Source organism: Streptomyces sp. DvalAA-14 (assembly GCF_900091855.1).
GTDB lineage: Bacteria > Actinomycetota > Actinomycetes > Streptomycetales > Streptomycetaceae > Actinacidiphila.
In genome coordinates this window covers 20,167-39,575 of record NZ_FMCH01000239.1, presented here as the reverse complement: position 1 = coordinate 39,575, position 19,409 = coordinate 20,167, and the positions used below count along the sequence as shown (strand labels likewise).

14 protein-coding genes and 1 pseudogene are annotated in these 19,409 nt (G+C 72.5%); 5 read left to right on the top strand and 10 right to left on the bottom strand.

The genetic code is table 11. The features are described 5' to 3' along the window. Window positions 1-138: 138 nt before the first annotated feature. The 7 genes from GA0115240_RS12820 to GA0115240_RS12790 form a co-directional block, all read right to left on the bottom strand. Entirely contained in the window at window positions 139-2,013 is a 1,875-nt protein-coding gene (locus tag GA0115240_RS12820; protein WP_093736811.1) for a phospholipase C, read from the bottom strand. Between the two features lie 336 nt (window positions 2,014-2,349). Next, the gene (locus tag GA0115240_RS12815; protein ID WP_093736810.1) at window positions 2,350-2,670 is read right to left on the bottom strand and encodes a DMT family transporter; all 321 of its coding nucleotides are present in this window, start codon (window positions 2,668-2,670) and stop codon (window positions 2,350-2,352) included. An 11-nt stretch (window positions 2,671-2,681) separates the two neighbouring features. After that, complete coding sequence (locus tag GA0115240_RS12810) at window positions 2,682-3,359, bottom strand: HAD family hydrolase (RefSeq protein WP_093736809.1); 678 nt, start codon at window positions 3,357-3,359, stop codon at window positions 2,682-2,684. 218 nt (window positions 3,360-3,577) lie between these two features. After that, window positions 3,578-4,663: an ABC transporter ATP-binding protein gene (locus GA0115240_RS12805; RefSeq protein WP_093736808.1), complete on the bottom strand. Its 1,086-nt coding sequence runs from the start codon at window positions 4,661-4,663 to the stop codon at window positions 3,578-3,580. Further along, window positions 4,660-5,592, bottom strand: coding sequence for an ABC transporter permease (locus GA0115240_RS12800; protein ID WP_093736807.1), 933 nt, complete (start codon window positions 5,590-5,592; stop codon window positions 4,660-4,662). Before GA0115240_RS12800 ends, GA0115240_RS12805 begins: the two co-directional genes overlap by 4 nt. After that, entirely contained in the window at window positions 5,580-6,536 is a 957-nt protein-coding gene (locus tag GA0115240_RS12795; RefSeq protein ID WP_237554829.1) for an ABC transporter permease, read from the bottom strand. The genes GA0115240_RS12800 and GA0115240_RS12795 overlap by 13 nt, the downstream gene beginning before the upstream one ends. An 8-nt stretch (window positions 6,537-6,544) precedes the next feature. Next, the gene (locus GA0115240_RS12790) at window positions 6,545-7,696 is read right to left on the bottom strand and encodes an ABC transporter substrate-binding protein (RefSeq protein WP_256069789.1); all 1,152 of its coding nucleotides are present in this window, start codon (window positions 7,694-7,696) and stop codon (window positions 6,545-6,547) included. 652 nt (window positions 7,697-8,348) lie between these two features. On the opposite strand from GA0115240_RS12790, the gene GA0115240_RS12785 reads away from it, so the two are divergent. Further along, complete coding sequence (locus GA0115240_RS12785) at window positions 8,349-10,052, top strand: lectin (protein ID WP_093736805.1); 1,704 nt, start codon at window positions 8,349-8,351, stop codon at window positions 10,050-10,052. A 102-nt stretch (window positions 10,053-10,154) separates the two neighbouring features. On the opposite strand, the gene GA0115240_RS12780 is transcribed toward GA0115240_RS12785, so the two are convergent. After that, a complete protein-coding gene (locus GA0115240_RS12780; protein WP_256069788.1) occupies window positions 10,155-11,489 on the bottom strand; it encodes a PP2C family protein-serine/threonine phosphatase in 1,335 nt (444 codons plus the stop codon). A gap of 174 nt (window positions 11,490-11,663) precedes the next feature. Here GA0115240_RS12780 and GA0115240_RS12775 point away from each other — a divergent pair, with 174 nt between their 5' ends. Next, entirely contained in the window at window positions 11,664-11,873 is a 210-nt protein-coding gene (locus GA0115240_RS12775) for a hypothetical protein (protein WP_093736803.1), read from the top strand. A gap of 136 nt (window positions 11,874-12,009) precedes the next feature. Here GA0115240_RS12775 and GA0115240_RS12770 read toward each other — a convergent pair whose 3' ends face one another. Further along, window positions 12,010-14,223 carry a phosphocholine-specific phospholipase C gene (locus tag GA0115240_RS12770; protein ID WP_093736802.1) on the bottom strand — a complete coding sequence of 738 codons (2,214 nt, stop codon included), beginning with the start codon at window positions 14,221-14,223 and terminating at the stop codon, window positions 12,010-12,012. A 278-nt stretch (window positions 14,224-14,501) separates the two neighbouring features. Here GA0115240_RS12770 and lepB point away from each other — a divergent pair. The 3 genes and pseudogenes from lepB to GA0115240_RS12755 all read left to right on the top strand — a co-directional run bounded on the left by lepB (window position 14,502) and on the right by GA0115240_RS12755 (window position 18,379). Then, window positions 14,502-15,376, top strand: a pseudogene (gene lepB, locus GA0115240_RS12765) (signal peptidase I). A 258-nt stretch (window positions 15,377-15,634) separates the two neighbouring features. Next, window positions 15,635-17,281: an ABC-F family ATP-binding cassette domain-containing protein gene (locus GA0115240_RS12760; protein WP_093736800.1), complete on the top strand. Its 1,647-nt coding sequence runs from the start codon at window positions 15,635-15,637 to the stop codon at window positions 17,279-17,281. 12 nt (window positions 17,282-17,293) lie between these two features. Further along, window positions 17,294-18,379, top strand: a complete 1,086-nt coding sequence (locus GA0115240_RS12755) for a hypothetical protein (RefSeq protein WP_093736799.1) — start codon at window positions 17,294-17,296, stop codon at window positions 18,377-18,379. A gap of 147 nt (window positions 18,380-18,526) precedes the next feature. Here the strand turns inward: GA0115240_RS12755 and GA0115240_RS12750 are convergent, their stop codons facing one another. Next, a complete protein-coding gene (locus tag GA0115240_RS12750) occupies window positions 18,527-19,408 on the bottom strand; it encodes a BadF/BadG/BcrA/BcrD ATPase family protein (protein WP_202451304.1) in 882 nt (293 codons plus the stop codon). Between the last annotated feature and the right edge of the window lies 1 nt (window position 19,409).

Genomic DNA, 19,409 nt, shown 5'->3' with positions numbered 1-19,409 from the left:
AGGCGGCCCGGCACGTGACGCGGCAGGCCCCGCGCTCGACCGAGCGCGGGGCCTGCCGGTGCGGACGACTGCGCCCGCGCACAACGAACTGCCGAACTGCTCAACTGCTGAAGTGCCGAACCGCTGACCGCCGGTCGCCTACGCGGCGGTGCGGTTGCGGTAGCGGCGCCGGACCGCGGCGGCACCCCCGAGCGCCACCAGGGCCGTGACCCCGGCGGTGACGGGCAGCATCGAGGAGTTGCTGCTGCCGCTGTTGGCGGCGAGCTTGGCGGTGTCCACACCGCCGCCGGCCGGGCCGGTGATGGGCTGCACGACCGGCTTCGGGTACGTCTTCGGGATCGAGGTGATCTTGGAGACGGCGCCGTGCTTGTCGAGGATGACCTCCACGTCGTTCGGCTTCTTGAAGCTGAAGGCGTTCAGCAGCGTGCCCCCGCGCTTGTCGAAGGAGCCGTCACCGACCGTCCCCGTCCCCCAGTTCTGCTCGATGAACGAGGTGATCGAGGCCTGCTCGGTCAGCGTGTGGTCGACACTGTTGGTCTTCGCGTAGGGCGAGATGACCAGCAGCGGCTGGCGCGGGCCCGGGCCGCAGCGGTCGGCGTAGCCGCCCTTGGCCGCCGGACCGGTCTGGCACGCCTTGCTGTCCACGGCCTTGCCGTTGGAGCCGAGGGTGGAGTCCTTGGAGCCGTTCAGCACCGGCGGGGCGACGTGGTCGTACCAGCCGTCGGAGTCGTCGTAGGAGATGACGATCGCGGTGGACTTCCACTCCGGGGACTTCTGGATCTCGTTGATCGTCTTGACCAGGAAGTCCTGCTCGTCCAGCGGGTCGGAGTTGCCCGGGTGGCCGTCCTCGTACGCGGCGGCCTTCAGGAAGCTGACCGCCGGCAGCTTCTGCGCGGCCAGGGCCGCGTCGAAGTCCGTCAGGTCGTAGTTGTGGTTGGCCCGCCCGTTGTGCCCGATCTCGTCCACCGACGCCGGGGCGAGGTGGTGCGGGTTGGAGGTGGACTTGTAGTACTCGAACGGCGAGTGGTGCGCGCTGTAGTCGTTGACCGCGGCGCCGCCCACGTTCGTGTGGGTGGTCGCGCACTTGGCGAACGACGTCGAGGTGCCGTCCCACGGGGTGCTCGGGCGGAAGCCGCCCTGGAACCAGCCCCAGCTGACCTTCTTCTGGTTCAGCAGGTCGCCGATGTTCTGGCCCGTCATCTTCGCCAGCGGGCTGGTGGAGGCGTGATTGTTGTTCGAGCAGTCGTCGAAGGCCGGGTCGGTGTCGCCCGACAGGGTGCCCACGCCCTTGGCGTTCGGCGAGGCCACGAACGACGACGGCGTCGGGGTCTGCTGGGGGTTCTCGGTGCCGGTCGTGGCGTCGACCGACTCCACGCCGTGCGTCTGACCGGAGACCAGGTTCAGCGCGCCGGGAGTGGAGGGCCCGTAGGTGCTGCTGAAGGAGTTGTCGTTCAGCGTGTAGTGCTGGGCGTAGTTCCACAGCGCCGTGGTGGTGTTGCCGTCGTAGTAGTCCATGACCATGCCGGGCGCCGCGTACAGGCCACCGGAGCAGGTGTCCTGCTCGGTGTTCTCCACGAACTTGTCCGACTTGCCGTTGTCGTAGGCCAACTGCTCGGGACCGTAGGAGTGGTTCTGCGAGCAGGTCAGCGCCTGCGCCGGGCCCAGCCGGCTGGGCGCGTACTGGTTCGGGTTCTTCTTGAGCAGGTTCGCGTTCGCCAGGTTGTTCACCTTCGGCGTCTTCGAGGACGCGACGAACGGCGTGCCGTCGGTGTTCGCGGCCTTCGGGTAGGTCGCGAAGTAGTGGTCGAAGGACTCGTTCTCGTCGAAGAGCACCACGACGTGCTTGATCGGCGTGGTGGTCTTCGTGCTGTTGTCCTTGGCCTTGCCGTGCGACGCTGCCGATGCCGGGGCGATCGAACCGCCGAGCGCGACCAGCGCCGCCGCCGCGACCAGCGCAGCCGCCCGCGTCGTCCCTCCCCGGCCGGAGCGCGTTGTGGCCCTTGCACTGAACATCTGTCACCTATCCGTCGAGGATCCGTCGACGCGCACCCGGCCGCTCCCCCTGAGGGCTCGCCGACGTGCGCTTTTCTTGCTACCGCAGGGCATGCTCCAGCCGCTGCCCCACTACTTGCATGGTCCACTCATGGACCCCGTGTGAACCCTTGGTCAGGAAATACCCAAGAACGTCCCGCGGACGGCCCAGGGTTGCGGCCGGCGAGGCCACCGGACGGCCGTCCCCGCTCCGTCCTCGGCTTTCCGCCTTCGCGCGCGGTCGCGCCCGGGCCATGCTCGCAGCCGCCGTGCGGCATCGGGCGGAGCCGCGGCCGGCCGGGGATGCCGGGGCCGCCCTCAGGGGGCCCGGTGGAGGTTGAGCACGACCACGCCCAGGATGATCAGGGCGATCCCCAGCCACTGCGGGCGGCCGAGCGATTCGCCGAAGGCCACCGCGCCGATGGCCGCCACCGCCGCGGTGCCGGCGCCCGACCAGACGGCGTAGGCGAAGGACACCGGGATGTCCTTCAGCGCCCGGCCGAGCAGGGCGAACGACAGCGCGTACGCCGCCGCCACCCCGAAGGACGGCAGCAGCCGGGTGAAGCCGTCGGTGAGTTTCAGACAGGTCGTGGCGCACACCTCGGAGATGATGGCCAGCGCGAGCAGCAGGTAGGGCATCCGGGTCTCCGTCAGGTCCTGGCCGGGTCCACCAGCGCGGCCAGCACGGCCAGATCGACATCCCCCAGGCCGGCCACCACCGAGACACCGGGGGAGGGCTCGATCGGCACGGTCGAGGGCACGGCCAGCACCGGGCAGCCCGCCGCACGGGCCGAGGCGATGCCGATCGGACTGTCCTCCACCGCCACGCAGCTCGCCGGCCGGACGCCCAGCCGCGCCGCCGCGGCCAGATAGGGGTCGGGGGCCGGCTTGGTGGCCGGGGTGTCGTCGGCCGCGACGGTCACCGCGAACCAGTGCGTGCCGAGCACGCCCAGCACCAGATCGACGATCCGGTGCGTCGAGGCCGTCACCAGCGCGGCCGGCACGCCGGCGTCCCGCAGCTCGGCGAGCAACCGCAGGACGCCGGGACGCGGCCGGACGTCGACCGTCACCCGGTCGGCGAAAGCCCGGTCCAGCTCCGCCGCCAGCTCCCGCTCGGTCCGGCCGGTGGCGGTGGTGCGGCGCAGATACGCGGCGGTGTGGCTGATCGGCCGGCCGAGCACGTCCGGCAGATCCGCGTCGGCCAGCCGCCGGCCCAGCCCTTCGGCGACCTCCACCGCCGCCTGCCACCACAGTTGCTCGGTGTCGACGAGCGTGCCGTCCATGTCGAACAACACGGCGGCCGGACGGGCGGGGCTGCTGGTCTGCATGGGGAGGATCCTCGGCGGGGGCGATGGGGGTGCGCGGCCCGGGCGGGCGCGCACGGCGGACGCGGCGACCGCCGCCCGGCCGGAACCGGGCGGCGGATCACCGGTGGTGCGGTGCTGCGAAGGTGCGGTGGCGCGTCAACAGGTGCCGCGGCCGGGTGCCGCGGCCAGGTACCGCGGCCGGGCGTCAGGTGTGCTTCGGCCCGTGCCGCGGCCGGGCTTCAGACGGTCCGGCGGTCGACCAGGACCGGCTGCTCGGGGAACGAGACGGTGGCCGGCGAACCGACCGGGAACCGCGACGCGGTGTGCCCGGGCACATCGATCTTGACCTCGGTGCCGTCCGCGAGCCGTACGGTGAGGCGGGTGATCGCCCCCAGGAAGGCAGCGGTGACGATCCGGGAGGCGCCCTCCTGGTCGATGACGATACGCAGTGCCTCCGGGCGGACCAGTACGTCCAGTTCCCCGTCGGCGGGCACGGTCCCGTCCACCGGCAGCCGGTGGCCGAGCACCTCCACCTGGTCGTGGCCCGCACGCGTCGCCGGAACACGGCTCATGGTGCCCACGAACTCGGCGACGAAGGCCGTGGCCGGCCGCGCGTAGAGCTCCTCCGGCGCGGCGCACTGCTCCAGCCGGCCGGACCGCAGGACGGCCACCCGGTCGGCCATCGACAGCGCCTCCTCCTGATCGTGCGTCACGAACAGCGTGGTGATGCCGAGTTCCTGCTGGAGGCGGCGGATCTCCTCGCGCAGGGTGAGCCGCACCTTGGCGTCCAGCGCCGACAGCGGCTCGTCCAGCAGCAGGACCCGGGGCCGCAGCGCCAGCGCCCGGGCCAGCGCGACGCGCTGCTGCTGGCCGCCGGACATCTGGTGCGGGTAGCGCTCGGACAGCTGCGGCAGGCCGACCAGCTCCAGCAGTTCGGCCGCCCGGGCCCGCCGCTCGGCCTGGCCCACGCCGCGCATCCGCGGACCGAAGGCGACGTTGTCCAGCGCGGTGAGGTGCGGGAACAGGCTGTAGGACTGGAAGACCATGCCCGCGTCACGCCGGTGCGCCGGAATCCTGGTGACGTCCTTGCCGTCGACCAGCACCTGGCCCGAGTCGGGGTGCTCGAAGCCGGCCAGCATGCGCAGCGCGGTGGTCTTGCCGCAGCCCGAGGGGCCCAGCAGCGCCAGCAGTTCACCGGGGCGGGCGGTCAGGTCGAGCCCGTCCAGCGCGAGCGCGGCGCCGAAGGCGCGCCGCAGCCCGCGGAATTCGATGGTGGCCCCGCCCGCCTCGCGGGCGGTGGCGGGTTCTGTCGCGGTGGCGGTCACGAGATCTCCTGAGCGGCGGGGACCGCCGCACGGCGGCGGCGGGTCGTGCGGGACGTGCGGACGGAGGGGCCACCGCGGCCGACAGCGGCGAGCAGCAGCAGCAGGCCCCAGGTCAGCACCAGGCTGATCACCGAGACCGCCACCGAGGTCTGTGCCTCGCTGTCACCGATGGAGACGATCCAGACCGCGAACGGCGTGTAGCCGAGGATGGAGGAGACGGTGTACTCGCCCAGCACCAGGGCCAGGGTCAGGAATGCGGTGTTCAGCAGCGCCCCGCGCATATTGGGGAGTACCACCTGCAGCACCGCCCGCGGCCAGCTCGCACCGCAGTTGCGCGCCGCCTCCACGAGGGTCGGCACGTCCACGGCCCGCAGCCCGGCGTCCAGCGTCCGGTAGGCCAGCGGCATGGACATCAGCACGTAGGCCAGCACCAGCACCAGCGGGAAGCCGGGATTCTGGATCGCGTTGAACGTCTGGAACAGCGGGGTGTCGGCGAAGTGCTCCGGTCCCCAGCTCAGCACCTGGCTGATCCCGGCGGTCAGCGCCACCGCGGGCACCACCAGCGGCAGCGAGCAGACGATCTCCACCACCACGCGCAGCTTGGGGGCGGTCAGCCGCACCGCGAGCAGGGCGGGGACGAGCAGCAGCAGCACCCCGGCGATGGTGGCGGCGGCCATTTCCATGGTCAGCCGCACGCCCGGCCAGAAGCCCGCGGTGCCCAGGATGCCGCTGTAGGAGGCGAAGGTGAATCCGCGGCCCGGCACATCGACGGTGAACAGCACCGAGAAGAACATCGGTCCGAGGAAGTACACCCCGGCCAGCAGCCCGACCAGGCCGCGCCACAGGCGGGGCCGCTGCCGTCGCCGGCCGGCCGGTGCGGCCCGGGAGGTGTCGGGTACGGGGGCGGGGGCGGCGGTCAGTGCAGCCATCGTGCGGTCCTTCGCTGCAGAGGGATGTAGGCGGCCATCACGACGCAGGCGATGATGATCATGTCCAGGCTGAGTGCCAGCGCCACGTTGCCCTGCCCGACCAGCACGTTGCCGGACAGCGTGTTGGCGATCTGCAGGGTGATCAGCGGGACGGAGCTGCCGACCATCGCGGCGGCGGTGGCGTAGGCGGCGAAGGCGCTGCCGAACAGCAGCACGAAGCTGCCCGTCAACGAGGGCGTCAGGATGGGGCGCGCGACATGGAACCAGTACTGCCAGGCGGTCGCACCGCCGTTGTGGGCCGCCTCGCGCCACTGGGTGCGCAGGCCCTCCAGCGCCGGCGTGATGGTGAGCACCATCAGCGGGATCAGGAAGTACAGGTAGACGATGGTCAGGCCGTTGAAGTTGTACAGGCTCCAGCCGTGCTTGGTCAGGTTCAGCCGCTCGGTCAGCTCGCCGGCGTTGCCCAGCGTCGCCACGAAGGCGAAGGCGAGCGGCACGCCGCCGAAGTTGGCGAGCACCCCGGAGGCGGCCAGCACCGCCTCGCGCAGCGCCCGGAAGCGGGAGGTGATGACGGCCTGCGCCAGCGGCAGGCCGAACACCACGCTGAGCAGGGCGGTCAGCGCGGAGAGCTTGACACTGCCGAGCAGCGCGGTGGCGTAGGAACCGCGCACCGACTGGGTCAGGTTGGCGGTGGTCCAGTGCGCCCCGCCCGGGTCGGTCGCGCCGGTGTTGAACGCGCCGACGGCGATGGCGTAGGTCGGCAGTCCGAAGACGACGGCGACGAACACCAGGAGCGGGAGTACGGCGAGCCATCCGGTGGCGCGGGGCCGCGGGCGGGACGCGGACGGGCTCGGAGCGGGCAGCGGAGCGGCCCCCGCGCCGCCGGTCTCCTCGAAGGAGGAGCCGGCGGCGGGGGGCGGCGTCGCGGCGGAGGCCGTGGTCATCGGGCGGATCAGCCGCCGACAGCCTTGGACCAGCCGTTGGCGACCGCGGTCTGGGCGGCCACCAGCTGGGCGGGGGTCGGGAAGGTGGCGGTGCCGGTCACCGGCGGGAGCTTGGCGGCGGCCGCGGTGTCCAGCGTTCCGGCGGTCTGCATCGCGGTCATCTCGGCGGGGCGCGAGAAGCCCTGCAGGAACAGGTTCTGGCCCTCCGGGCTGTAGAGGTACTCCTCCCACAGGCGGGCGGCGGCCGGGTGCGGCGCGTACTTGTTGATGGCCTGGCTGTAGTACTGGGCGTACTGGCCGTCGGCGGGAATGCTGACCTTCCAGTCCAGGCCCTTGGTCTGGAACTCGGTGGCGTAGCCGGCGTTGAGGTAGTCCCAGTCGATGCTGATCGGCGTCTCGCCCTTTTCGACGGTGGCCGGGGTGGACTGCACCGGGTTGTAGTTGCCGCTCTTCTTCAGCTTGCCGAAGAAGTCCAGACCGGGCTGGATGTTGTCCAGCGAACCGCCGTTGGCGAGCGCGGCGGCGTACACCCCGCCGAAGGCGGAACCCGACTTGGTCGGGTCGCCGTTCATCGCGACCTGGCCCTTGTACTCGGGCTTGAGCAGGTCGGCGAAGGTCGTCGGGCAGACCTTGACGCGCTTGGCGTCGCAGCCGATCGAGACGTAGCCGCCGTAGTCGTCGTAGCGCAGCCCGGTGGCGTCCTTCTGGTTGTCCGGGATGTCGGCCCAGGTGGCGACCTTGTAGGGGGCGAGGATGCCCTGCTTGGCGGCGCTCAGCGCGAAGGAGTTGCCCAGGTCGACGACGTCGGGGGCGCGGCCCTGGCCCTTGCGGGAGGTGATCGCGTTGACCTCGTCCTGGCTGGCGCCGTCGGGGTTCTCGACGGAGACCTTGATGCCGTACTTCTTCTCGAAGGCCTTGATGATGTTGCCGTAGTTGGCCCAGTCCGGGGGCAGCGCGATCGCGTTCAGCGTGCCCTCCTTCTTGGCAGCCGCCACCAGGGCGTCCATGCCGCCGAAGTCGGCGGCGGAAACGGCCGCCTTCTTGCTTCCGGCCGCGCCGGTCGAGGCGGTGCTGGAAGCGGAGCCGCAGGCGGACAGGCAGAGCGTGGCGGCGGCGAGGCCGGCGGCCAGGGTGGCCGCACGGGCGCGGTGGAGTGTCACGGGTGTTCTCCTGGGGAGGACGACGGGAGGAAAATGCAGGGCCCGCCGGTAAGCCCTGGGGGCGGCCGTACGGCTCGGGTGGCTGCGCAAGATGTAGTTGCCTGTGCAACTTGTCCCCCAGTAGGCGGTAAGGGGGTTATCGGAAGGTGAACGGGCCGCCGATCTTCGGGGCCTGCCGGAAGAACGTCCGCTCCGCCGGACCGGCAAGGTGTGACAGAACGCTTGACATGCCCCTGATTTGCGGGATACGGCACCGCCGGACAACGCGCCCGGACACCGCGCCGGACCGGTCGCGCCGTATGGCCCGATATCGCGTTCCGCCGGGCGGTTCGGCGCACTTGCGACCATCCTCACATCAAGGTCGGCGACTTGACGGGTTGCTGCGCGCGGCACTTGAATCAACCTGAAACCGGAACCATTCGTTCACGACCGTGGACGAGGTGGTACATACCGTCCCCGGTGCGTGGGTACTGCCGTGCGGTCACGCACTGCCGGCGGGAAGGCACACCGCGCAGGTCGCGGCCGGGCGCGGCGGTCCAATGGTGAATCCGCCGCGGGCACCGCGTTTCATCGGTAGATGTCCGGACACCCCCCACACTGTTCACTCACGCGGTCGGCTTTCACAGCCGTGTCCGCTGCTTGGGAGCACCTCATGTCTGTGTCGCATCGCAGGTCGGTCTGGTCGCGGCGGAAGGTCCTGGGCGCGGCCGCCGGTGGTACGGCGGCCGCCGCGCTGGGAGCGTTCGGCGTCGCCCGGGCGGCCACCACCTCCTCGGTGTCGCCGTCGGCGAGCGCCGCGGGCGACGTCGTCGGCAAGATCACCGTCGGGTACCAGGGCTGGTTCGCCGCCAAGGGCGACGGCGCCCCCATCAACGGCTGGTGGCACTGGGCGCAGGACATGGGCCAGGCGCCCTCTCCGTCCAACACCGGCATCAAGTGCTGGCCGGACATGCGCGAGTACACCCACACCTACCAGACCGCGTACGCCAACCTCGGCAACGGCCAGCCCGCCACGCTGTTCTCCTCGTACGACCAGCAGACCGTGGACACCCACTTCTCGTGGATGCAGCAGTACGGCGTCGACACCGCGGCCCTGCAGCGCTTCAACCCGGTCGGCGGCGAGGGCCCGACCCGCGACGCGATGGCGGCCAAGGTGCGCAGCTCCGCCGAGTCGCACGGCGTGAAGTTCTACATCATGTACGACGTGTCCGGCTGGACGACCATGCAGTCCGAGATCAAGACGGACTGGACGAACAAGATGAAGGCCCACACCGCCTCCGCGCAGTACGCGACGCAGAACGGCAAGCCGGTCGTCTGCATCTGGGGCTTCGGCTTCAACGACGACAACCACCCCTTCACCGCCGACGCCTGCCTCGACGTCATCAACTGGTTCAAGTCCCAGGGCTGCTACGTCATCGGCGGCATCCCGAAGGAGTGGCGGACCGGCGGCCAGGGCACGCGGACCGGCTTCGGCGACGTCTACCACGCGTTCAACATGATCTCGCCGTGGATGGTCGGGGCGATCGGCAACGTCGGCGACTCCGACAACTACTACCAGAACGTCAACACGGGCGACCAGGCCGAGTGCAACGCGCACGGCATCGACTACCAGCCGTGCGTGCTGCCCGGCGACGTCTCCGCCCGCCAGCGCGTCCACGGCGACTTCATGTGGCGCCAGTTCTACAACATGGTCCGGGTCGGCGCGCAGGGCATCTACATCTCGATGTTCGACGAGTTCAACGAGGGCAACCAGATCGCCAAGACCGCCGAGACCCAGGCCTCGGTGCCCACCAACTCCGGCTTCCTGGCCCTGGACGACGACGGCACCGCCTGCTCCTCGGACTACTACCTGCGGCTGACCGGCGACGGCGGCAGGATGCTCAAGGGCCAGATCGCGCTCACCGCCACCCGCCCCACCCAGCCCGTCGTCTCCGGCGGCGGCACCACACCGCCCACCACGCCGGCCACCGGCAGCGTGATCTCCCTGCGGGCGGGCGTCAACAACGACTACGTCACCGCCGAGAACGCCGGCGCCGCCGCGCTGATCGCCAACCGCACCGCCATCGGCCTTTGGGAGCAGTTCGACCAGGTCGACGCCGGCGGCGGCAACATCGCGCTGCGCGCGCACGCCAACAGCCGCTACGTCACCGCCGGTTCGTCCCCGCTGATCGCCGACGCGACCAGCATCGGCAGTGCGCAGACCTTCCAGCTGATCCACAACTCCAACGGCACGGTCAGCCTGAAGGCCGTCGTCAACGGCATGTACGTCACCGCGGAGAACGCCGGCGCCGCGTCCCTGGTCGCCAACCGCACCGCCATCGGGCCCTGGGAGCAGTTCGGCCTCGTCACCGACTGAGCCCCCGTCCCGGCCCGGGCCCCGGCTCCCACCACCGCCGGTGGGAGCCGGGGCCCCGCCGTGCGCGCCGTGCCGCGCGCGGTCACCGCGCCGGCCGGCGGCTCATTCGGGCGTGGCGGTGTACGGGGTGGACAACGCGGCAGGGATGCGGACGGCGATCAGCGCGATGTCGTCGGTGCTGGCCTCGCCCAGGCCCACCATGAGCTCGTCGCAGAAGGATTCCAGCGGCGTCCGGGCCAGGGCGGCGGCGTGCTGGCGCAGCCGCGTCATGCTGTCGTCCAGGTTCTCGGTGCGGCGCTCGATCAGCCCGTCGGTGTACAGCAGCACGGTGGATTCCGGCGGCAGCACCTCCGTGGCGTCGGGACGCAGCGTGTCCGAGGACACCCCGAGCAGCAGGCTGCGCCCGCCGGTCAGGAAGCGGGTGTCGCCCTCGCGGGTGACCAGCAGCGGCGCCACATGCCCGGCCGCGGCGTACTCCAGCAGCCAGTGGCCGTCGGTCTCGGGCTTGGTGAGCAGGCTGTACAGGCAGGTCAGGGTCTGCCCGGGGTAGAGGATCTCGTTCGCGGCGTCCAGCCGGGCGAGGATCTTGCCCGGGGGTTCCTTGCGGTCGCAGGCGATGCCGCGCAGCATGTTGCGCATCTGGCTCATGGCCACCGCGGCCTTCAGGTCGTGCCCGGTGACGTCGCCGATGATCAGGGTGAGGGCGCCGTCCGGGAGGGGGAAGGCGTCGTACCAGTCGCCGCCGACCTCCGCGCTCGCCCGGGCGGGGGCGTAGCGCGCGGCGATCTCGACCGGGCCGTCGTGCGGCAGGTCCGGGAGCAGCGAGCGCTGCAGGTGCTCGGCGGTGTGCGCGATCTGGGCGTGCAGGTGCGCGTTGTCGACGGTGATGGCGATGCGGTGGGACAGGTCCTCGATCAGCTGCAGCCGGTCGTTCTCCTCCTCCGGCCCGGTGCGGACCAGCGTCAGCACCCCCAGCACCCGGCGGCGGGCCCGCAGCGGGATCAGGATCGCGCTGTGCGCGCCGAGCTGCTGGAAGGTGCGCAGTTCGATGCGGTGCAGGGCGTCCGCGGCCTGCCCGGGCGAGGGGAAGTCGGTCAGCCGCAGCGGCCCGGCTCCGCGCAGCGCGCGGGCCAGCGGTGCCTGCGAGGCGGGGCCGGAGGCCGGCAGCAGCGCTTCGAGGAAGCCGGCGGGCAGGGCGTCCGGCTCGCGGTGCTCCAGCACCACGCGGCGCAGCCGGCCGTCGTCCTCCAGCAGGTCGATGGCGCACCAGTCGCCCAGGGCCGGCACCAGCACCCGGGCCAGCCGCCGCAGGCCCGGCTCCAGCTCCAGCGTGCTGGACAGCGCCTCGGAGGCGTTGGCGACCAGGGTGAGCCGCTCCAGGGCGTCCTGCACGGCCCGGTCGACCTCGAAGGAGTCGTCGCCCTGCTGCGTGGTCACCTCGTCTCCCTCCTGCCCCTCCTGCGCGCGAGTGCCGCCGTTCGGGTCCACACCATCACATCTTGGGCACCGGCACCCGCCGGACGGGGTCGCACCCTTCGAACAGGTGACCGCGCGGACTCCGGGGCCGTTCCAGCGGGTGCGGGACCGGGCCGGTGCCGTCATGCTGGCCTGATGGGGCAGCCGAAACCGCGCGTGGTGGTGGAGCCGGTCGTCGGCGTGGGCCGGCGGGTCCGGGTGGGCAGCGAGATCCTCGGCGTGGCCTACGGGCCCGGGGACGTACTGGAGTTCCTGCGGCGGGCCGGGCTGGATCCCGACGTGGTGCGGCTGGACGACCCGCTGCTGATCGACTGGCACGGCGGCGGGTCGGACGTCTGGCTCTGACACCGCGGCCGGGCCGGCTCCCGCGCCACGACCGGCGCCGCCCGCCCCGGGTCGGGGCGGGCGGCGCCGGTCGGTGCGTGCTGCCGGTGCGGGCTGCCGGGGCGCCGTACGGGCGCTGTACCGGGATGCCGCCCGGTCAGCCGGTGATGCTGTCCGAACCGTCCTCGATGTGGCCGACGTAGCGGCGCGACCAGGAGGAGTCACCGCTCACCGTCACCGACAGGTCGTACCAGCCGCCGCTCTTGGCCCGCGCGTCGACCGTGTGGGTCGCGTGCCCGTGCGCGGCAACGTGGTAAGTGACCGGGCGGTCCTTGATGTAGTGGTTGGAGGTCACCGTGAAGGTCACCGCGTGCTGCCCGGTGTTGGTCAGCGTCAGTTCCAGCGCGAGTCCGGCGTGCGAGCCGTGGCCGTCCGCGGCGTACTGGGCCTGCGCCTGCGCGGACTTGCCGGCCGCGTCGACGTCGCCGGTGAAGTGCCGCAGGAAGCGGTTCGGTCCGACGACGGTGATGTCGTACGCGGTGTCGCCGGCCGTCGCGCCGACCGGCGCGGTCCCGGCGACGGTCCGGTGCGACTGCGAGCGCGAGGCGTCGACCGTGTACTGGCCCGGGAACTTCGCCGGGTAGTCGGTCAGCGCGGGGGCGCCGGCGAGGTTGTTGTAGACCGAGAAGTGGCTCGCCCTGGTCACGTGCGGCCCGTAGTTGCTGAACGCCAGGTTCGCGGTGACCGCGCCGCCGCGGTCGGCGCTGAAACCGGTGAGGTTGGCGTTCGGCTGGTACGGCAGCGGCCGCGCCCGCTTGGTGCCCGTTTCCTGCTCGGGCAGCGCGTTGGTGGTGACCGGGGGGTTGTAGCCGGCCGGCTCGCCGATGGGGGCCAGGTCGGGCAGCTTCGGCAGGCCGAAGACCGGCGCGGTGAAGTCGAAGGCGCCGGTGAGGTCGCCGCAGACCCGGCGGCGCCAGTCGCTGATGTTCGGGCAGATCGCGGGCTTGCCCAGCGCGCTGCTCCACTTCTCCATGAACTGGATGACCGAGGTGTGGTCGGAGACCTCCGAGGTCACCCAGCCGCCGCGGGTCCAGGGCGAGACAAGCAGCAGCGGCACCCGGAAGCCCAGCCCGACCGGCACCGGCGCGTTGAAGCCGTACTTGGACAGGTCGGTGCCGGCCACGAACTCGTCCGTCTCACCGGGCGCGGGCACCGGCGGCGGCACGTGGTCGAACTGGCCGTCGTTCTCGTCGAAGTTGATGATCACCAGCGTCGAGTTGAAGACGTCCGGGTCGGCGTTGAGCGCCTTGAGCACCTCGTGCACGTAGTAGGCGCCGTCGGTCGGGGCGCCGTCCGGGTGCTCGGAGAACCGCTGGTTCGTCACCAGCCAGGAGACCTCCGGCAAGGTGCCCGCCAGCACGTCCTTGCGCAGCGCCAGGGCCAGGTTGTCGGCGTTGCCGGTCTCCGGGTCGTTCGGCTCCGGCACGATCGCGACACCGTTGTCGTACAGCACGTTGCCCGGCGCGGGCGTACCGCCCTGCCCGGGGTCGAACTGGGCGAAGTTCTTGAAGTACTCCACCCCGTTGTCGCCGTAGTTGTCGCTGCCCTGGTAGACCTTCCAGCTGACGCCGGCCTTCTGCAGCGTCTCGGCGTAGGACTCCCAGGCCAGGTTGCGGCCGAGTTCGTCGCCGCCGCTGTAGGCGGTGAAGCTGCTGTACTTGTTCGCCGCGTCGATCGTGCCGCCCCAGTGGTAGGTGCGGTTCGGGCCGGTCGCGCTGAGTACCGAGCAGTGGTAGGCGTCGCCGATCGTGTAGGCGTCGGCCAGGGCGTAGTGGAAGGGCAGGTCCCGCCGGTCCAGGTAACCCAGCGTGGTCGGGCCGCCCTTGCTGACGTACCAGGCGTTCATCAGACCGCCGTACCAGGCGGTGTGCTGGCTCTCCCAGCTGTGGTCGGTCCCGCCGTAGTTCTGCGCCCCCACCTCGGAGCTCGGCGGCTGGTGCCCGGCCGGGTAGGCCGAGACCGGCGCGTCGCTCAGCCGCCACGGGAACTGCGTCGCGGTGATCGGCTCGCCGGGCGTCGAGGTGGGCTGCTCGAAGACCGACAGCCCGCCGGGCAGGGTGGTCGTGGACCGGTCGCCGAAACCGCGGACGCCGCGCAGCGAGCCGTAGTAGTGGTCGAAGCTGCGGTTCTCCTGCATCAGGATGACGACCCGCTTGATGTCGCGGAGATCGCGGTGCAGCTTCTGCTTCGGCTTGGGGTCCGGCTGGTGGGCCGTGTCGGCCTCGGCGGCCGGGGCGGTCGCGCCGATGGCGGCGGCACCGGTGATCGCGGTGGCCGCGCCGAGGAAGCCTCTGCGGGACAGTTCTGACATGGGTCAACGCCTCCTGGAGGGTTGGGGGGTGCCCCGAAACCTACGGAACGTGTCCGGCATCCCGGCGAAGACGGCATTAATGGGAGCAGAAGATGATCAGTTTTTCGCCGCCCCGACTTCACAGGATCCGGTCCGCCCCGGGCCCGGCGGGACGCTGACCAGGGGTGCCGACCGGATGACGGAGGGGCGGGCCGGTCCGTCCGGAACTCTCGTTCGTTGGTAGGAGTGGGGCCGCCGCGGCCCCGCGAGCCGGCGACGACGCGAGCAAGGGAACGTGCGTGAAGGATTCAGGGGTCGGGACGGACGGGACGGCGCGGGCCGAGGGCGAGGAGGCGGCAGACGTGCCGGACGGCAGACCCGGCAAGCAGCGCGCCTTGTGGAAGGACTGCCGATCCTGGTCCTGATCGCCCTGGTGCTCGCCCTGCTCGTCAAGACCTTCCTGGTGCAGGCGTTCTCCATCCCCTCCGGATCGATGCAGAACACCCTGCAGGTCGGCGACCGGGTGCTGGTCGACAAACTGACCCCGTGGTTCGGATCACAGCCCGAGCGCGGCGAGGTGGTCGTCTTCCACGACCCGGACAACTGGCTCGGTGACGAGCAGGCCCCGCACGCCAACCCGGTGCAGAAGGCGCTCAGCTTCGTCGGGCTGATGCCGTCCGCCAGCGAGCGGGACCTGATCAAACGGGTGATCGCGGTCGGCGGTGACACCGTCCGGTGCGAGGGCACCGGGCCGGTCGAGGTGAACGGCAAACCGCTGGCGGAGCCGTATGTCTACCCCGGCAACACCCCCTGCAGCGTCGATCCCGGCGGCAACCAGGGCGGGCAGTTCGACGTCACCGTGCCCAAGGGAAAGATCTGGGTGATGGGCGACCACCGCCAGGACTCGCTCGACTCGCGCTACCACCAGCAGGACAAGAACGGCGGCTTCGTCCCGGTCGGCGATGTCGTCGGCCGCGCGGTGGTCGTCGCCTGGCCCGTCACCCGCTGGGCGACCCTGCCGGTGCCCGCCACCTTCGGCCAGTCGGGCATCAACAGCGCCTCCGCCGTGTCCGCCGTCGCCCCGGGCGCCGTCGGACTGGCCGGCGCGGCGCCGCTGGTGCTGTGGCGCAGGCGCCGGAACGCGGGCGATTCCCGCTCGCGCCGCGCGGAGTAGATCTCCTATCCTGGACGGATCGCGCGTGATCACGGAGCTCCGCGCGACGAGCGGCACGGCAGGGCACGGACCACAGCAGGACAGGGGTGCGGGACATGGCGGGTGACGACGACATCTCCGGGTGATTCCGGCAGGTGACCGGCCACCGGCAGGCGCATCGGCAGCGCCGCCGCGGTGGCCGTCTCGTCGTACCCCCTTCCCCGCATCCCGCCGGGCGGCCGCTTCGGCGTGCCCGGCCCCACACCCGAGGGCCTCCGCATGTCCGACGCGTTCATCGTCTGCTCGAACCTCTCCTTCTCCTGGCCGGACGGCACCCCGGTCTTCCAGGACCTCTCCTTCACCGTGGGCGCCGGCCGCACCGGCCTGGTCGCGCCGAACGGCGCCGGCAAGAGCACCCTGCTCAAGCTGATCGCCGGCGAGTACCGGCCCGGCGGCGGCTCGGTGTCCGTCCGGGGGCCGGCCGGCTACCTCCCGCAGAGCCTGCCGCTGGCCGGGGACCTGATGGTCGCGGAGGTCCTGGGCATCGCCCCGGTCATCAGCGCACTGGACGCCATCGAGTCCGGCGACACCGGCGAGGAGCACTTCGCCGCCATCGGCGACGACTGGGACATCGAGGAGCGCACCCGCGCCCAGCTGGACCGGCTCGGCCTGGCCGACCTCCGGCTGACCCGGCGGCTGGACACCCTCAGCGGCGGCCAGGCCGTCTCCCTCGGCCTGGCGGCGCAGCTGCTGAAACAGCCCGACGTCCTGCTGCTGGACGAGCCGACCAACAACCTCGACCTGGACGCCCGCCGCACACTCCACGGCGCCATCGAGGACTGGACCGGCTGCCTGCTGCTGGTCAGCCACGACCGGGCCCTGCTGGACCGGATGGACCGCATCGCCGAACTCGACCGGGGCGACCTGCGGTCCTACGGCGGGAACTTCAGCGCCTACCAGGAGGCGGTACGGGCGGCGCGGGACGTGGCCGCCAAGAACGTCCGCAGCGCCGAGCAGGAGGTCAAGCGGGAGAAGCGGGAGATGCAGCAGGCCCGGGAGCGCGCCGCCCGCAGGGCGAGCAACGCCGCGCGCAACCTCAAGGACGCCGGCCTGCCGAAGATCTTCGCCGGCACCATGAAGCGGGGCGCCCAGGAGTCGGCCGGAAAGGCGAGCGAGACCCACGCGGCGCGGGTCAGCCAGGCCGAGGCACGGCTCGACGCGGCCGGCCGGGCCGTACGCGACGAGCAGCAGATCGCGCTGGAACTGCCCGGGACGCACGTCCCGGCCGGCCGCACCGTCTTCCTCGGCGAGCGGCTGCGGATCAGCCGGGGCGGCCGCGCCCTGTTCGCCGGCCAGGGCGCGGACCTGGCGATCCGCGGGCCCGAACGCATCGCGCTGACCGGTCCCAACGGAGCCGGCAAGTCCACCTTGCTGCGGATGGTCGGCGGCGAGCTGGAACCGGCCGGCGGCGGCACCCGGCGGGCCGAGGGCCGGGTCGCCTACCTGTCCCAGCGCCTGGACCTGCTGGACCCCGGCCGGACGGTGGCCGAGAACCTGGCGGCCTTCGCGCCCGCGACGCCGGAGCCGGAGCGGATGAATCTGCTGGCCCGCTTCCTGTTCCGCGGCGCCCGCGCGCACCTGCCGGTCGGCGTGCTGTCCGGCGGCGAGCGGCTGCGCGCCACCTTGGCCTGCGTCCTGTGCGCCGAGCCCGCGCCGCAGCTCCTGCTGCTCGACGAGCCGACCAACAACCTCGACCTGGTGAGCGTCGGGCGTCTGGAGGGCGCGCTCAACGCCTACGAAGGCGCCTTCGTGGTGGTCAGCCACGACGAGCGGTTCCTCGCGGAGATCGGGGTGAACCGCTGGCTGCGATTGTCCGAGGGGCGGCTGCGCGAGACGCACGCGCCCGACGGGGACGGGGGCCGCTGATAGCGTGATCAGGTGTCCTCGCAGATCCCCGGGCTCGTTGACGAGCTCGTCGCGCAGATGGAGTCCGGTTCGCCCCGCGCCTACCGGCAGGCGATGTCCCAGCTGGCGGACACCGCCCGCGCCGGGGGCCCGGCGGAGCTGACCGCCGCGGTCGAGGCGCTCGCGCCGCTGCTGCCGGGCCTGGCTGGCGACTTCGCCAAGACAGCCGTCCTGGCCGGCGCGCTGGTGGAGTGGGGCGGCTCCCCGGCCGCGCTGGCCGAGGGGCTGCCGCGCCGGGCCGCCGAGGCGATGATGCTCAATGCGAGCGTTCCGCGGCGGTGGGCCGAGGCGGCGCCGGGCCGGCCGCTGCCGGCGCCGGAAAGCGCCAGTACCCAGCAGCTGCTGGCGGCCCTCACCCCACTGGCCGAGCCGCACGGCCGCCCGGACGAACGGGACATGGCCCGCATCGCGATGTCCTGGTTCGACATGGACGACTGGCTCATGGCGATGATCACCCTGCTGGGCAGCCGGAGCTTCCGGGCGGCGGTGCCCGCCGACGTCAAGGCCGACCTGCGCCGGTACGCGGCAGCGGTCGCCGACCGGTCGCGGTTCGCTCTCCGCGTCGGCGAACTGGCTGCCGTGCTCGACGACGAGCCGCTGATCGTCCTCGATCCCGCCACGCGCCGCGGGTACGCCCTCACGATGAGCGGCGTCGGGGACAACTACCAGCTGCACATCCTGCTCGCCGACCGGCTCATCGGCGACCCCGGCCAGGGCCTGGTCGCCGGTGAGCGCCCCGACCGGTCCTGGGTCGAGGCGGCGACCGGCGCCCACCCGCACCTGGGCCCGGACAACCCCGCCGTCCGCCGGTTCCGCCTCTTCGACGGCCACGGCCGCTATGTCGCCCCCGAGGGCAAGCCCGCCGACATCCAGCCGCTGGACGGCGTCCGCGTCCTGGTCCTGCATCCGCCGGGCGGCGTGCTCGGCTTCGGCATCGGCCGCGTCTTCGAAGCCATGACCCCGGCCCTCCACCTCGACCGGCTGCTCGGCGCCGACGAGGCGGCGTCCTGGTTCACCCGGGTCGCCCCCGCCGTCGAGAACGACCTGATGGGGAACTAGCCCGGGCCTCCGGGAGGCACCCCTGGCCGGCCGGGTGGTGAGGACGCACGGCGCCGCGCCACAGGCGCGCCGGGGGCCCTCAGCGCCCCGCGGGGCGGCGGGTGGTCCCGGGGTCGGGCCGCGGCAGCGCGGGGGCCGGGTCCGTCGTCACAGGGTGGCGTGGCGGGTGCGGGCCAGGGTGACCGCGCCGGTGACGGGGGCGACCTCCAGGACGTGGAGCGTCAGCTCGGGATGCGTGGCCGCCAGTCGGCTGCGCAGGCGGTCGGCGAGCAGCGGCTGGCCGACCAGCACGCCGCCGGCCGCCACGACGGTGCCGCCCTGGGCCCCGCGGGAGCGGAGCTGGCCGACGAGCGCCGTCAGCCGGCCGGCGGCCTCGTCCACCACGCCGAGGGCGAGCGCCGAACCGGCCGCCGCCGCGCGGAAGACGGCGGGGGCCGCCGGGCCCCAGTTGGCCGTGGTGGGCTCGTCGTTGACGGTACGGGCCAGCGTCTGCGGATCGGGGTCGCCGTAGTGCGCGAGCAGCGCGGACAGCAGACCGTCGTCGGCGCGCCCGGCGTCGTACGCCCCCAGGGCCGCCTTCGCCGCCTCGCGCACGATGGCCGGCGCGCTGCCCTCGTCGCCGAGCACCCAGCCCCAGCCGCCGGCGAACAGCACGGTGCCGGCCGCGTCGGCGCCGACCGCGATGGAGCCGGTACCGGCGATGACGCCGATGCCGCGCTCCAGCCCGGCGGCCGGCACCAGCAGGGCCGCGTCGTTGACCACGGTGGCCGGCACACCGAGCGCCGCCAGGGCCGCCGCCAGGTGGGCGCAGTGCTCCTGGGTGTCGCAGCCCTGCGCGCCGACGCCGACGGCCGCGATCTCGTCCCCGGCCGGCAGGACCGCGGTCAGGTGGTCCAGCAGCCAGCGCGCCGCCTCCCGCACCGGGGCGGCCTCCCAGCCGGCGGCCGGGACCTCGAGATCGGCCCGTACCGCGCCCTCGGGCGTCTCCACCCGCACGGCGAGCTTGGTGCCGCCCACGTCGGCACCCACC

What these genes read in the sequence shown, in the direction of transcription:
- GA0115240_RS12810 (WP_093736809.1), bottom strand. Translation starts at nt 3,359, where the DNA reads ATGCAGACCAGCAGCCCCGCCCGTCCGGCCGCCGTGTTGTTCGACATG.
- GA0115240_RS12775 (WP_093736803.1), top strand. Translation starts at nt 11,664, where the DNA reads ATGGGGCAGCCGAAACCGCGCGTGGTGGTGGAGCCGGTCGTCGGCGTG.
- GA0115240_RS12770 (WP_093736802.1), bottom strand. Translation starts at nt 14,223, where the DNA reads ATGTCAGAACTGTCCCGCAGAGGCTTCCTCGGCGCGGCCACCGCGATC.
- GA0115240_RS12820 (WP_093736811.1), bottom strand. Translation starts at nt 2,013, where the DNA reads ATGTTCAGTGCAAGGGCCACAACGCGCTCCGGCCGGGGAGGGACGACG.
- GA0115240_RS12760 (WP_093736800.1), top strand. Translation starts at nt 15,635, where the DNA reads ATGTCCGACGCGTTCATCGTCTGCTCGAACCTCTCCTTCTCCTGGCCG.
- GA0115240_RS12815 (WP_093736810.1), bottom strand. Translation starts at nt 2,670, where the DNA reads ATGCCCTACCTGCTGCTCGCGCTGGCCATCATCTCCGAGGTGTGCGCC.
- GA0115240_RS12800 (WP_093736807.1), bottom strand. Translation starts at nt 5,592, where the DNA reads ATGGCTGCACTGACCGCCGCCCCCGCCCCCGTACCCGACACCTCCCGG.
- GA0115240_RS12795 (WP_237554829.1), bottom strand. Translation starts at nt 6,536, where the DNA reads ATGACCACGGCCTCCGCCGCGACGCCGCCCCCCGCCGCCGGCTCCTCC.
- GA0115240_RS12785 (WP_093736805.1), top strand. Translation starts at nt 8,349, where the DNA reads ATGTCTGTGTCGCATCGCAGGTCGGTCTGGTCGCGGCGGAAGGTCCTG.